We start from the raw sequence: 12,981 nt of genomic DNA on the forward strand, positions 1-12,981 counted from the left end.
GCACACCCGCGCCGCGCTCCGGGTTCACGCGCCGCCCCGTACGCGCCGCGCTGCTCAGCCGCTGATCGGGTCGAGGCTCATCGGCTGGATCTTGCCCTCCAGCATCGCCCCGAGCCCCAGGACGGAACAGACGTCGGGCCGCTCCGCGATGTGCACCGGCATGCCCGTCGCGTCGCGCAGCATCTGATCGAGGCCGGGCAGCAGCGCACTGCCGCCGACCATCATGATGCCGCGGTCGGCGAGGTCGGCGACCAGGTCGGGCGGGCAGTCGCGCAGCACCTTGCCGATGCCGTCGAGCACGGCGGTGAGGGGGGTGTGGATGGCCTGGCGCACGGCAGCGGTGTCGACGTGCACGGAGCGGGCGAGGCCGGTGGCCACGTCCCGCCCGTGGATCTCGGTGGACGCGGGGCCCTCCGCCGTCAGACCGTTGCCCCTGAGCGCCAGCTGGAGGGGGCGTACGGACTGGCTCGGCAACATCAGCTCGTGCTCCTGGCGCAGATGCTGGATCACCGCGTGGTCGATGGCGTTGCCGCCGATCGGGATGCGCTCGGCGGTGACGATCGAACCGAGCGAGAGCACCGCGACCTGGGTGGCCGCCGCCCCGCACACCATGATCATGGTGGCCGACGGCTGTTCCACGGGCAGCCCGCAGCCGACGGCGGCGGCGATGAGGGTGTCGACGAGCTCGACGCGGCGCGCGCCGAGGCCGATGAGCGTTTCGACGGTCGCCCGCTGGGCGAGCGGGTCGCTGTCGTGCGGTGTACAGGCGGCGGCGCGCAGCCGCGGCTTGCGGCGGAGCTGGCGCCGGAGCTTCTCCCCGATGAGGTGGCGCAGCATGCGCTGGGCCATCTCGATGTCGACGACGGTGCCGCCGGAGACGGGGCGTACGACGCGGATGTAGTCGGGCGTACGGCCCGTCATCTGTTCGGCGAAGGCACCGACGGCGATGAGCGCGCCGGTGCGGGTGTTCACGGCGGCCACACTCGGCTCGTCGACGACGAGCCCCACACCCTTCACGAAAACCCGGGTCCTGGCGGCCCCGAGATCGACGGCGATATGGCAACGGCGCAACTGCTCAAGACTGACGGTCACGGCAGGTTCTCCCGAGAGCGCTGACGGCCCGGCGGGTGCCGGGTCCTGTTACGCATCGTGCGGGGGCCGGTGGCCGCGCGCGCGCTGAGTGAGCCGGTCGGGCGTACGAGCTGACGCCCTGCCAGGAGGCGGTACGGGCCGGTGCGGCCCATGTCATGCGCCGTCAGGAAACCCCACGCGCTGCAACAACCCCCAGGTGAACTCCGCGACGCAGGGTTTGCCGTCGGGCAGGGTCAGCGCGAGCCGCCACCGGGTGGGCGCCGTTCCCTCCATCGGGCGAGCCGGCGGGAAGGCGCGGGCCACCTCGTCGACGGTGCACGACCACGGGCGCAGGTCACAGGCCGTACGCAGCTCGGGGCCCGGGGCGCCAGGGGCGCGGACCAGCCACTCGTTCCACGCGATGCCGCCGGGCGCGGTCAGCACCTCGAAGAGCAGGCCGGGCCAGAGCGGCACCGGCCAGGTCAGGGCGTCGCACTCCAGGTCGCCGATCCTGCGGCGTACGGACGTCTCCGGCGGCCCGAGCACCGAGCGGTAGCGCGCCACCGAGCCGCGCGCCCGCGGCGAACGCAGCATGGCCTGCCAGCGGCGATTGGCCTCGCGCATCTCCGCCAGGGTCACGCCGAGCTCGCGGCGGGCGTCCTCGACGAGGTCGGGCTGGTGGTCGGCCATCCGGCGCAGCAGCACCAGCTGGAATTCGAGCGGCCCGAAGGGATGCCTGCCCTGATGCGTGCCCGTATGCATACGTCCATCCTGCCCCGCTCTGCTGACACGCCGCGGACTACACGCTTCCACACAAGATCCTCACAGATCCGGCTCCCGATGTTGACCCTGGGACGCATAGCCTGCGGGCGCCATGGACTACTGCTACTCCTGCCGCAGGCACCTCAACGGCGCGCTGGCCTGTGCCGGATGCGGAGCCCCCGTCGGTGCACTCGGCCACGCCGCCCCCGAGGCGCCCACGGAACACCACGCCCCGCGTCACGACGGCCTTCATGACGCTTACGGCGTCCACGGCGGTGCCTACGGCGACCAGGGTGCCTACGACGGCCACCGTGCCTACGACAGCCACGGTGCCTACGACGTCCAGGCCGTACAGGGTGTCCACGAGGTTCACCGTGCTCCCGAGGTCCATGACCCTCAGGAGGAGCAGCGCGGTCACCCAGGTCACGAAGAGGTGAGCCAGGACGCCGACGGCGCCGAGGACGACGAGGCCGACGAGGAAGACGGCGTGTCGTCCGGACCGGCCGGTCCCGGCCGCGCCGCACGCCGTACGAAGCGGGCCCGCACCGCACGCAGGGCGCACCGGCGCAAGGGCCGCAAGCTGGTCCTCGTCTGCATGGGCCTGGTGCTGGCCGGCAGCGCGCTGAGCCTGGCCGAGCTCGCCACGGAGTCCGCCGGCGAGGGCTGGGTGTCCGGTGCCCTGCAGGGTGACGACGAGGACGAGGGCGAAGGGGAGGGCGGCCCGGACGCGCCGACCGCGACCGATGGCGGGGGTACCGCCGGTGTCGGCGCGACCGCAGGCGCGGAGGCCGATCCGTCGGCCTCGGGCAGTAGCGCGTCCGCCTCGGCCTCCGCCTCCGACAGCAGCTCGCCGTCCGCCAAGGCATCGAAGTCCGCATCGGCGAAGGCCACGAAATCCGCCGACGCCACGGCGTCGGACCCGGCGTCGGCGCCCGGTGGCTCCCCGTCGGAGCCCGGGGGCGACGCGTCTTCCGGCCCGGCGCCCGCGCCGCCGGCCCCGGCCCCGCCGCCGGCGTCCTCGCCGGACCCGGGTCCGGCGCCGGACCCCGAGCCGACGCCGGAGCCCACGCCGACCGAGGCGTGTGACCGGTTCCTGTGGTGGTGCACCTGACCCGGTGCCGGTCAGGCCCGCTCCCGGTCCCGGGTCCGGCCTGGGGGCCTGACGATCCGGGGACGTGACGATCCAGGGACCTGACGATCCTGGGACCTCACGATCCGGGGACTTGAGGATCCACGCGTCCGAGGGCCGGGGGACCCGACGCCGGCTCCCCCCGACGTTCAGTGCCCGAGCATCCGTTTCAGCAGGTCGCGCAGTGCCGTGCGCTCGTCCTCCGAGAGCTCGCCGAGCGGCTCGCGCGCGAAGTCGAGCGATTCGCGCAGCCTCGCCGCCGTCCGCCGCCCGTCCTCTGTGACGGCGGCGAGTTTGACCCGCCGGTCGGCCGGGTCGGGCTGCCGCTCCACCAGGCCGCGTGCCTCCAGCCGGTCGACGATCCCGGTGATGTTCGACGGCTCGCACTTCAATTTCCTGGCTATCCGCCGCATGGGCATGGCCTCGATGGAGAGCAGACCCAGTACGCGCGCCTGGGCGCCGGTGAGGGAGTGCTCGGCCGCCGCCTCGTCGTACTCCTCATGGTAGCGGGAGACGACCTCGCCGATGAGTTCGACGACTTCGAGGGTCAGAGGGTCTGTGCGAGAGGCCATGCACCCCATGCTACCGATTTACTTGACAATCTTAAATATCCAGGAGCATGGTTGTTTCAGTACCTGAAGCTTTTCAAGGAGGTCGCACCCGCATGACCGCACTGCCCACGACCGGCCGCTCCTGGCACCTCGTCGCCCGCCCGCACGGCTGGCCCAAGTCCGAGGACTTCGCGCTGCGTGAAGCCCCGGTGGCCGAGCCGGGCGAGGGCCGCATTCTGGTCCGCAACCTCCACTTCTCGGTCGACCCCTACATGCGCGGCCGCATGAACGACGTGAAGTCGTACGTCCCGCCCTTCAAGCTGGACCAGCCGATGGACGGCGGCGCGGTCGGCGAGGTCATCGCCTCCGGCGACGAGCGCTTCGCCGTCGGTGACCACGTCCTGCACGGCCTCGGCTGGCGCGAGTACGCCGACGTCCCCGCCCAGCACGCCACGAAGGTCGACGCCTCGCTCGCGCCGCTCTCCGCCTACCTCGGCGTCCTGGGCATGCCGGGCCTCACCGCCTACGCGGGACTCTTCGAGGTCGCCTCCTTCAAGGAGGGCGACACTGTCTTCGTCTCCGGCGCGGCCGGCGCCGTCGGCAGCCAGGTCGGCCAGCTCGCGAAGCTCCGGGGCGCCTCGCGCGTCATCGGCTCGGCGGGCTCCGACGAGAAGGTCAAGCACCTCGTCGAGGACCTCGGCTTCGACGCCGCCTTCAACTACAAGAACGGCCCGGTCGCGGAGCAGCTGCGCGAGGCCGCGCCGGACGGCATCGACGTCTACTTCGACAATGTCGGCGGTGACCACCTCGAAGCGGCGATCGGCTCACTGAACGTGCACGGCCGCGCGACCATCTGCGGGATGATCGCGCAGTACAACAACACGGAGTCCACGCCCGGTCCGCGCAACATGGCGCTGATCATCGGCAAGCGGCTGCGGCTCCAGGGTGTGCTGGTCGGCGACCACGCCGCGCTCCAGCCGCAGTTCGTCCAGGACGTCTCCGGCTGGATCCGCTCCGGCGAGCTCAAGTACAGCGAAACGGTCGTCGAGGGCATCGAGAACGGCTACGACGCGTTCGTCGGTCTGCTCCGCGGCGAGAACACCGGCAAGATGATCGTTTCGCTCACCCGATAGGCTCGCCACCAGCCGTCGCGGTCGTGGGCGCGAGTCGCGGCGAACAACGCAGGAGGAATACCTCAGCATGACCATTCTCGACATAGACGTGAAGTACACCGCTGTCGCCACCGCCGAGAACGGCCGTGACGGCCGTGTGACGTCGGACGACGGAAAGCTCGACGTCGTCGTCAACCCGCCGAAGGAGATGGGTGGCAGCGGCGCCGGCACCAACCCGGAGCAGCTCTTCGCCGCTGGTTACAGCGCCTGCTTCCAGGGTGCGCTCGGCGTGGTCGCGCGCAAGGAGAACGCGGACATCTCCGGCTCGACCGTGACCGCGAAGGTCGGCATCGGCTCGAACGGGAACGGTGGCTTCGGTCTCGAGGTCGCGCTCACCGCGCACATCCCGAACGTGGACGAGGCGACCGCCCGGGATCTGCTGGAGAAGGCGCACCAGGTGTGCCCCTACTCGAACGCGACCCGCGGCAACATCAAGGTCGAGCTGGCTGTCGCCTGATCCGGGCGCGTCACGTCGTGTGACCTGAAAGGCCGCACCCCGGACACGGGGTTGCGGCCTTTCGTCATGGTCGCGCGGAGCCCCTCCCCGGCAGGGCGTGTCTCCTTACGACAGGCCCCGCCGAGGGTTTCTCCGGGCTCAGCCCGCCGAGTGGATCAGCGCCCGTCCGACCTGCGCGAAAGCGCCCTTCGGGTGCGCGCGGAACAGCGGCTCCGTACCGAACAGCACGACGCCCGCGCCCTTCGCCGACGTACCGCTCACCACAGCCGCCTCTCCGGCCGCGTCCAGCGGACCGCCGCTGCCGCCCTCCGCAGGGCGCCAGTGGCCGGACACGAGCGGGTTCCCCGCGCCGTACGACTGGTCGACGCGCACGCCCGGGCCGAGGTCGGTGAACCACATCGGTGAGTAGACGAAGGTGTGCGAGGGCGCGCCGCCGGACACGGCGCCGCCCGCGTTGACGACCCGGACGACGCCGTTGGCGTCCCCGTTGCCCTCGACCGGCTTCGCCGCCAGCAGGCCCGCTTCGGAGTTGAACGCCGCTCCCGCCGCGCCCCGCCCGACCACGCCACGGCCACCGGTCAGGAACGCGTCGAGTGCGCCGCGCGCCGCCGCGTCGAGCTTCCCGTACTCCATCCCGGACGACACGAACAGCACGTCCGCCCTCGCCCAGTCGAAGCCCGCGTTCAGCGCCGCCGTCGAGATGGGCAGCACCTCGAAGCCCATCTCCCGCAGCGCGAACAGCTCGCCCGGTGTGACCGCCGCCGCGACCCGTGTGCGGTGCAGCGCGGCCACACCCTTGGCTTTGGTGGCGTGGAAGGCGACGCCGTACCGGCCGGCGAGCGCGGCGGCCTTCTTGCGCGCCGAGGCGGGCACGAGCGCGCTGCCGTCGGCCGTACGCCGCACCTGAACGCCGTCCGCGAGCAGGGAGTTCAGCGCGGCCAGCTCCTTCGGGTCGTCGAGCCGCAGCCGAAGCGCGCCGCGCGGAGCGACGTAGCCCGTCGGTGACGCGGCCCGGACCGTACGCCCCGGAACGTCCACGCCACCCGGAGCGGTGCGCACCTTCTCCACGCTCGCGCCCCACAGCAGGCCCAGGCTCCAGCCCGAGATGTCGTACATCGTCGAGACGTCCGCGCTGATGTCCCGGCCCTCGTGCAGGATCACATTGGCCAGGCCGCGCTTGGGCTGGCGCATGTCGACGACGTACGACCCCGCCTCGTACGACCGTCCGCCGAGCCGGAAGTCCCGGCGCGCGCGCTCCACGCGCACGTCGTTGGCGACAAGGTGGTCGACCAGCCGGGCCGCGGCCGTCGCGGAGCGCTGGGTCCGGCCCGCCGGGACGACGTACGCCCGGGGGAAGTCCGTCGTGTAGACGTCCTCGGGGCCGATGCCGGGCACGCCCGGCACGGTCTCCTCCGACACCGGCACCTGCGCGGCGCCCGCCGCGCCGCGCCGGAACGTCTCGATCTGGTCGGCGACGACCGAGGACCGCTTCTCGGCCGTGTAGTCGAGCGTCGCGCGCATCGCCGCGCCCGCGATGTCCGTATTGATGGCGGCCCTGCGGCGCAGCTCGGCGGTCGGAAGGGTGTCGTACGCGCGGTTGTTGACCTGCATCGGGAACTCGATGGTGTGCGCCGCGACCGCGCCCTGGAACGGCATGTACTGCGGGGTGAAGATCGGCGGCCAGTCGTCCCAGCCCTCCTGCTGGTCGCGGAAGGGGATGACGGCGGGCTCCACGCCGTCCTTCGCCGCCGTGTAGCCGAGGCCGTTGACGGCCCGCTCCATGCCGAGCGCGTTGGCGTAGGAGTTCTTGAGGAAGAGGTCGTACTCGTAGTTCTCGCCGTGCGGCGGGGTCGTCGGCTCGATGAGCGTGCCGTTGACGTACCCGTGCAGGTCGATCATGACGGCCGGCTGCTTGTCGATGGCGATCCGCCGGATCGCGCGCGCCTCGGGCTGGGTGGCGGTGATGAAGTCGCGGTTGAGGTCGAAGCCGTTGGCGTTGGCGCGGGTGCCGGCGATCCGCCCGTCGGGATTGGCCGTGACATTGAAGTGGATACGGGTCTTCGCCAGCAGACCGGCGGTCGCGCGGTCCTTCGCCTTCGCCAGTTCCCCGATGAGCTCCAGGGCGGCGTCCGTGCCCTCCCACTCGTTGCCGTGGATGTTGTTGTTGATGAAGACGGGCGCCTTGTAGGAGGTTTTGATACGCCGGTCCTTCGCGGCGGTCCCCGGCGCGTTCTCGATCAGCTCCCGCATCCGCTCCTGCTCGCGCGCCTCACGGTCGCTCTCCGGCGCGGTCACGGTCACCAGGTACAGCTGATGCCCGCCGGCCGACCGCCCTGCGACCTCGACGCTGACCCGGTCGCCGAGCTTCTGGAACTCGTTGAGCTTCGGAGCGATGGAGTGGTACGGCGTCAGCCCCAGCTTGATGGACTTGTCGGTGGGATCCGGCGCGGGCGGGGTGAGGTGCGTACGGCGCGGATAGCCGCCGCCCTTTCGCAGCCCGGACGACCCCTCGCCCGCCTCGAGCGCCTTCGCGGCGGCGCCCGCCGGGGTGCGCGCCGCCTGCCCCTGCCCGGCGGCGCGCTCCCGGTGAGCACCGTCCCCGTCGGCGCCGGGAGGGCCCGGCTGGGCGGTCGCGGCGACGGGGGAGAGCAGGAGTGTGCTCGTCATGACGGCCGTGGTGATCAGGAGGGGTCTCGGTATGCCTGTGCCCATGCGTGTCTCCGGGTGCGTCGGAAGCGATCAGAGAAGATCGGTAAGCAGGGTCTACCTGCTGAATCCCGCAGCGACAAGAGGGCGTTGAGCGCCGACCCCCACCGGCGCAGTGGCGTGGGGGTGGCGCGCGGAAAAGCCTCCGGATCGTCCAGTGAGCGCCTGCCGTGGGTCGCCCCGGGGGTGACGGGACTGCCCGCGCCTTGTACCGTCCACCCGTGCCGACCTCACCTCTCCCCGTACACCTGACGCGTCTGCGAGACGATCACGCCCCGGCCCTTCTCGCCTTCGAGCGTGAGAACCGTGCCTATTTCGCGCGGTCCGTGCCCGACCGAGGCGACGACTATTTCACCGGCTTCGCGTCCCGGCACGCCGCCCTCCTCGCCGAGCAGGACGCCGGCGTATGCCACTTCCATGTCCTCCTGGACGACGACGGCGCCGTACTCGGACGCGTCAACCTGGTCGACGTCACGGACGGGAGCGCCGATCTCGGCTACCGGATCGCCGAACGCGCCGCCGGCCGCGGCCTGGCCGTCGCCGCCGTGCGGGAGATCCGGAAACGCGCCGCGACCGACTACGGCCTCACCGTTCTCACCGCGGCCACCACGCTCGACAACCCCGCCTCGCGCGCCGTCCTGGCCCGCTCCGGCTTCGTCCCGGCCGGTGACATCGAGCTGGACGGCCGACCGGGTACGCGGTACGAGCTCCGCCTCGGCCAGTGGATAGGCTGACCGCATGCGTGATCTCGGGGTGGGTTTCGGTTACTTGATGAAAGGCCAGCGCTGGGTCGGCCGGCACGGCAAGTCCTACGGTTTCGGACTGCTTCCCGGCCTGGTGACCTTCGTGCTGTACGTCGGTGCCCTCGTAGGGCTCGTCTACGGCGCCGACGACTTCACGGCGTGGGCCACGCCGTTCGCCGACGACTGGGGCTCGCCCTGGCTCGGCCTCTTCCGGGGCGCGCTGACCGCCCTGCTCTTCGCCCTGGCGCTGTTCCTCGCGGTGATCACCTTCACCGCCGTGACCCTGCTCGTCGGCCAGCCCTTCTACGAGGAGCTCTCCGAGCGGGTCGACCGCTCGGTGTCCCCCGACGGGACCGCCCCCGAGTCCGGCCTCCCGCTGCTCCGCGAGCTGTGGATCTCCGCCCGCGACAGCGTGCGCGTCCTGGCCCGGGTGGTGCTGTACGGCGTCCTGCTCTTCGCCTGCGGTTTCATCCCCGTCATCGGCCAGACCGTCGTCCCCGTGATCGGATTCTGCGTCTCCGGGTTCTTCCTCGCGCACGAGCTGACGGCAGTGGCGCTCCAACGGCGCGGCGTAGAGCTGAAGCAGCGCCTCACCCTGCTGCGCGGGCGCCGCCTGCTCACGCTGGGTTTCGGAGTCCCGCTCACCCTTTCGTTCCTCGTGCCGCTGGTCGCCGTCTTCCTGATGCCGGGCGCGGTGGCCGGCGCGACGCTGATGGCGCGTGACCTGCTGGAGGAGCCGTCGGCGGACGCGGACCACGTGGTCGGCGACGTGGCGGCCATGCCGCCCGCTACGGCATAGGCACGTCGGCCAGGACGAGGCCCGCCTCGTCCGCCGCGGCCTCGCCCAGCGCCGTACCGCCGGGGCCCCACACCGCGCTCAGCCCGCAGCCGTCGTACGGTCCCGCCCGTCCCACGTGGTTGGCGAGGACGACGTACAGCCCGTGGTCCTTCGCTCGCGCGGGGTAGAGGGCGGCGCGCTGCCGCTCGCCGTTTCCCTTCCCGTACAGCGAACTCGCCAGGTAGATCAGGCACTTGTCGGAGGCGGCCCGTTCCGCGAGCTCCGGGGAGTGGCTGTCGAAGCATGTGGCCAGCGCGAACCGCACACCGTCCAGCTCGAACCGCCCGTCGCCCGTGCCCGGTACGAAGACCTCGCGCTCGCTCTCGTACAGATGCTGCTTGTCGTAGCGGGTGAGCAGCGTCCCGTCCGGGCCGAAGACGAAGGACGCGATGGCGGGGCGGCCGCCGCCGTCCGTGGCGGGCGCCGGGCAGTTGACGACGGCCGCCGTGGCCGTCTCGCGGCAGGCCGTACGGACCGGTTCCAGGCGCGGGTCGCCGGGCGTGACCAGCAGCGACGGGTCCTGCGTGATCAGCTCCGGTTCGTACCCCGTCAGGGCGAGTTCGGCGAAGACGGTGACGCGGGCTCCGCGTCCGGCTGCCTCCCGGATGTACGCCGCCGTCCGGCGCGCGTTCGCGCCGACGGCACCGGGCTCGGACGTGAACTGCGCCGCTGCGACCAACATGCGGACCATTATCCGCATACGCCTTGATCGGCCGACGCGCGGCGGCAAGCATCGCCCTATGACAGAAGTAATAGCCGTAGCCGTCATCACCCTCCTCGCGGTCATCAGCCCGGGCGCCGACTTCGCGATGGTCGTCCGCAGCAGCTGCCTCTACGGGCGTACGACCGGCCTGTTCGCCGCCACCGGAGTCGCCGCGGGTGTCCTCGTCCACGTGACGTACACGATGCTCGGCGTCGGGCTGCTGATCGCCTCGTCGACCGAGCTGTTCACCGCGATCAAGCTGGCGGGGGCGGCGTACCTCGTCTACATCGGCGTACGGACCTTCATCGCCCGTTCCGACCTCACCGTCGACCTGGAATCGAAGCCGGAACTGGGGCCGCTCGGCGCGCTGCGCTCCGGCTTCCTCACCAACGTCCTCAACCCGAAGACGACGCTCTTCGTCGTGTCGACCTTCACCCAGGTCGTCGGCCCCGAGACCCCGCTGTGGCAGCAGGCGGGTTACGGCCTGTTCATGTCGGCCGCGCACTTCGGCTGGTTCGGCGCGGTCGCGCTCTTCTTCTCCGACTCCCGGCTGCGCGCGGTCATGCTGCGCCGCCAGAAGGCCCTCAACCGCGCGATCGGGTCGGTACTGGTCGGCCTCGGCGTCACGCTGGGCTTCGCGCGCTGAGCCGCGGCCCCTTCGCAGGCCCGTGCGGGGAGCGCCGGCGAGGAGGCCGCTGTCCGGAGCCCTCGCCCCGCCGGCGCGGCGGACTCCCACTGCCCGCCGTACGTCCCCCTAGCGCGCGCCCGCGGCCACGGTGACGATCGCCCGTACCTGCGCGACGATGTCCAGCCGGTTGCGTACGAACTCCGGATCGGTCACCTCGGCCGTGTTGCCCGCACCGAACTGCAGCACTGGCGTGTGCACATGCCCGCCGGGCAGCTCGCCCAGCCCCAGGCGGTCGCGCAGCAGGGTCGCGCGGTACGCGATCTCGTTCGACAGGTAGTCGCCGCCCCCGCCGGCGCGGGCGGTCGAGCCCGCCGTCGGGCCGTCCGGCCGGACCACGGGGGCGGCCCCGCCCGCCGGAATCTCGGTCACCGACGTGTTGTCGTACACCGGGAAGCGGCCGGTGGCGGCGGCCACGATGTCCTGGTACGGAAGCGTGGTCGTGGTCCACTGCGGCTGCGAGGCGGGGTCACTCACGGGCACGGTCTCCTGGCGCGAGACGTTGTCGTTGTCCCCGAAGCCGCCGCGCCAGGCCCCGTTGTAGCGCTCGACGTCGATCCGCCCGACCCTGCCCTGGCTCACGGTGGTGAAGAGGTCGAGGTGCGGCAGATGGGGGCGCAGGGTGCGCTCGACCGCGCCGTCGGCGAAGTCCTGCCACCGGACGGGGAAGACGGCCGTCTCGATCCGTGCGGGGCCGTCGGCGGTCCGTACGACCGTGCCGTCCAGCGCTAGCGCCGTCGCGCCCGACGGGTTGCTGATCCGGATGTCCCGGTCCAGCGTGAACGGGTCGAAGCCGGTGACGAGCAACCGCTTGACGCCCTTGCCCGCCGCCCCCGTTGCCGCCGCCCTCCTCGCCGGGAAGCGGATCGAGTCCTGGCCGCGCGAGGACCGCTCCAGCCGGTCCAGCAGTTTCGCCCGCGCCGCGTCCGGCAGCCCGAACGACGCCTGCCACTGCCGCAGTTCGCGGGTCAAGCCCAGCCGCGCCCAGTACAGCGGCCGGTCGTCGTCCCGGCTCAGGTCCCCGCCCGCCGGACCCCGCCCCTGCACCCGGTCGACGGCCCGCTGCCACAGGCGCGATCCGTGCCGTACGACGGCCCGCTCGGCAGCGGCGTACGACCCGGCCTCGCGCAGCGCCCGGCCGAAGTCGGGCGCCACCGGGTCGAATCCGCTGCGCCGCAGGATCTCCTGCGGTACGGCCCGCTCCAGCCGCTGCTCCTCGACGGTCGCCGGAGCCACCGCCTGCGGCTGCGCCGCCACAGCGGGCAGCGCCCCGAGAAGTGGCGTCAGGGTCAGCAGTGCGATGCCAAGTGCGGTGCGCCGGGGGCGTGTCGGACGTGTCGGACGTGCGGGGCGTATCGGGGACACGGTGATCCTTCCGTCGGGTGGCGGCAGTATCCCGGTACGCCTGTGACTCGCGCTACGGGGCGGGGGAGCGTCGCAGCAGGGAGAGGAAGTCACGGAAGGCGGCCGGCATGTCCACCGACTGCGGGTCGAGCAGCCACTGGTACTGGAGCCCGTCCATGACCGCCACCAGCAGCGGCGCCGCTTCTTCGGGCGTGAGCCCGCCGGGCAGCGCGTCGCCGTACTCGGCGCGCAGGGCGGCCGCCATGCCGCCGCGGACCTGGACATAGCGGTGGGTGAAGAACTCCCGCGCCGGGTGGTCCTCGGTGACGCTCTCGCCCAGCAGCGCGGAGAACGTCTGCACAACACCGGGGCGCATGGCGTTGTACTCCACGAGCGAGTCGAGCAGGTCCAGCCGCCAGGCACCGGCGCTGCGCCCGGAGCCGCCCGTGTCCCACTGGTCGCGCTCCTCGAGTACGGCGACGAGCAGGTGCTCCTTGGTGGGGAAGTAGTGGAGCAGCCCCTGCTGGGTGAGGCCGACGCGCTCGGCGACCGCACCCAGCGAGGCCCCCCGGTAGCCGCGTTCGGCGATCACTTCGAGGGCCGCGCGAAGAATCTCCGCCCGCCGCTCCTCGCTCCTGGCCCTGGCCATCGTGCTGGTTCCTTCCCCTCGACCTTGCTGGCAGGACGGTACGCCATGCCGTAAATCACGAAAGAATAACGAACCCTACCGTTCTACAGGTAATCGAGTGACGATGGGCGGACGAGAGACACAGCAGGACTTCAAAGAGGAGGTACGGCCGTGGCAGCAGAATCCACCCCC

The 12,981-nt window shown here is 71.9% G+C and carries 13 protein-coding genes; 6 read left to right on the forward strand and 7 right to left on the reverse strand.

The genetic code is table 11. From position 1 onward, the window contains the following. Nucleotides 1–54: 54 nt before the first annotated feature. A complete protein-coding gene (gene mreB, locus ACWIHY_RS18485; protein ID WP_454376690.1) occupies nucleotides 55–1,092 on the reverse strand; it encodes a rod shape-determining protein MreB in 1,038 nt (345 codons plus the stop codon). Between the two features lie 153 nt (nucleotides 1,093–1,245). After that, a complete protein-coding gene (locus tag ACWIHY_RS18490; RefSeq protein WP_454376691.1) occupies nucleotides 1,246–1,833 on the reverse strand; it encodes a hypothetical protein in 588 nt (195 codons plus the stop codon). 112 nt (nucleotides 1,834–1,945) lie between these two features. Here ACWIHY_RS18490 and ACWIHY_RS18495 point away from each other — a divergent pair, with 112 nt between their 5' ends. Further along, nucleotides 1,946–2,944 carry an SCO2400 family protein gene (locus ACWIHY_RS18495; protein ID WP_454376692.1) on the forward strand — a complete coding sequence of 333 codons (999 nt, stop codon included), beginning with the start codon at nucleotides 1,946–1,948 and terminating at the stop codon, nucleotides 2,942–2,944. Nucleotides 2,945–3,111: 167 nt separating this feature from the next. Here the strand turns inward: ACWIHY_RS18495 and ACWIHY_RS18500 are convergent, their stop codons facing one another. Further along, entirely contained in the window at nucleotides 3,112–3,534 is a 423-nt protein-coding gene (locus tag ACWIHY_RS18500) for a MarR family winged helix-turn-helix transcriptional regulator (RefSeq protein WP_454376693.1), read from the reverse strand. A 92-nt stretch (nucleotides 3,535–3,626) separates the two neighbouring features. Here ACWIHY_RS18500 and ACWIHY_RS18505 point away from each other — a divergent pair, with 92 nt between their 5' ends. Further along, nucleotides 3,627–4,646 (forward strand): NADP-dependent oxidoreductase, encoded by a 1,020-nt coding sequence (locus ACWIHY_RS18505; RefSeq protein ID WP_454376694.1) that lies wholly within the window; start codon nucleotides 3,627–3,629, stop codon nucleotides 4,644–4,646. A 67-nt stretch (nucleotides 4,647–4,713) separates the two neighbouring features. After that, a complete protein-coding gene (locus ACWIHY_RS18510; RefSeq protein WP_454376695.1) occupies nucleotides 4,714–5,142 on the forward strand; it encodes an organic hydroperoxide resistance protein in 429 nt (142 codons plus the stop codon). A gap of 138 nt (nucleotides 5,143–5,280) precedes the next feature. Here the strand turns inward: ACWIHY_RS18510 and ACWIHY_RS18515 are convergent, their stop codons facing one another. Beyond that, nucleotides 5,281–7,809, reverse strand: a complete 2,529-nt coding sequence (locus ACWIHY_RS18515) for a M14 family zinc carboxypeptidase (protein ID WP_454376696.1) — start codon at nucleotides 7,807–7,809, stop codon at nucleotides 5,281–5,283. Nucleotides 7,810–8,069: 260 nt separating this feature from the next. On the opposite strand from ACWIHY_RS18515, the gene ACWIHY_RS18520 reads away from it, so the two are divergent. Further along, nucleotides 8,070–8,582, forward strand: a complete 513-nt coding sequence (locus tag ACWIHY_RS18520) for a GNAT family N-acetyltransferase (RefSeq protein ID WP_454376697.1) — start codon at nucleotides 8,070–8,072, stop codon at nucleotides 8,580–8,582. Nucleotides 8,583–8,586: 4 nt separating this feature from the next. Then, nucleotides 8,587–9,390 carry an EI24 domain-containing protein gene (locus ACWIHY_RS18525; RefSeq protein WP_454376698.1) on the forward strand — a complete coding sequence of 268 codons (804 nt, stop codon included), beginning with the start codon at nucleotides 8,587–8,589 and terminating at the stop codon, nucleotides 9,388–9,390. Here ACWIHY_RS18525 and ACWIHY_RS18530 read toward each other — a convergent pair. Then, nucleotides 9,380–10,111 carry a carbon-nitrogen hydrolase family protein gene (locus ACWIHY_RS18530; protein ID WP_454376699.1) on the reverse strand — a complete coding sequence of 244 codons (732 nt, stop codon included), beginning with the start codon at nucleotides 10,109–10,111 and terminating at the stop codon, nucleotides 9,380–9,382. The two genes, ACWIHY_RS18525 and ACWIHY_RS18530, sit on opposite strands and share 11 nt — an antisense overlap. A 58-nt stretch (nucleotides 10,112–10,169) precedes the next feature. Here ACWIHY_RS18530 and ACWIHY_RS18535 point away from each other — a divergent pair, with 58 nt between their 5' ends. Further along, the gene (locus ACWIHY_RS18535; protein ID WP_454376700.1) at nucleotides 10,170–10,778 is read left to right on the forward strand and encodes a LysE family translocator; all 609 of its coding nucleotides are present in this window, start codon (nucleotides 10,170–10,172) and stop codon (nucleotides 10,776–10,778) included. Between the two features lie 108 nt (nucleotides 10,779–10,886). Here ACWIHY_RS18535 and ACWIHY_RS18540 read toward each other — a convergent pair whose 3' ends face one another. Next, on the reverse strand, nucleotides 10,887–12,182 hold the full coding sequence (locus tag ACWIHY_RS18540; RefSeq protein ID WP_454376701.1) for a pyroglutamyl peptidase: 1,296 nt from the start codon (nucleotides 12,180–12,182) through the stop codon (nucleotides 10,887–10,889). A gap of 52 nt (nucleotides 12,183–12,234) precedes the next feature. Next, nucleotides 12,235–12,810, reverse strand: coding sequence for a TetR/AcrR family transcriptional regulator (locus tag ACWIHY_RS18545; protein ID WP_454376702.1), 576 nt, complete (start codon nucleotides 12,808–12,810; stop codon nucleotides 12,235–12,237). Between the last annotated feature and the right edge of the window lie 171 nt (nucleotides 12,811–12,981).

The sequence above is a fragment of the Streptomyces sp. NPDC055287 genome, from assembly GCF_053646035.1.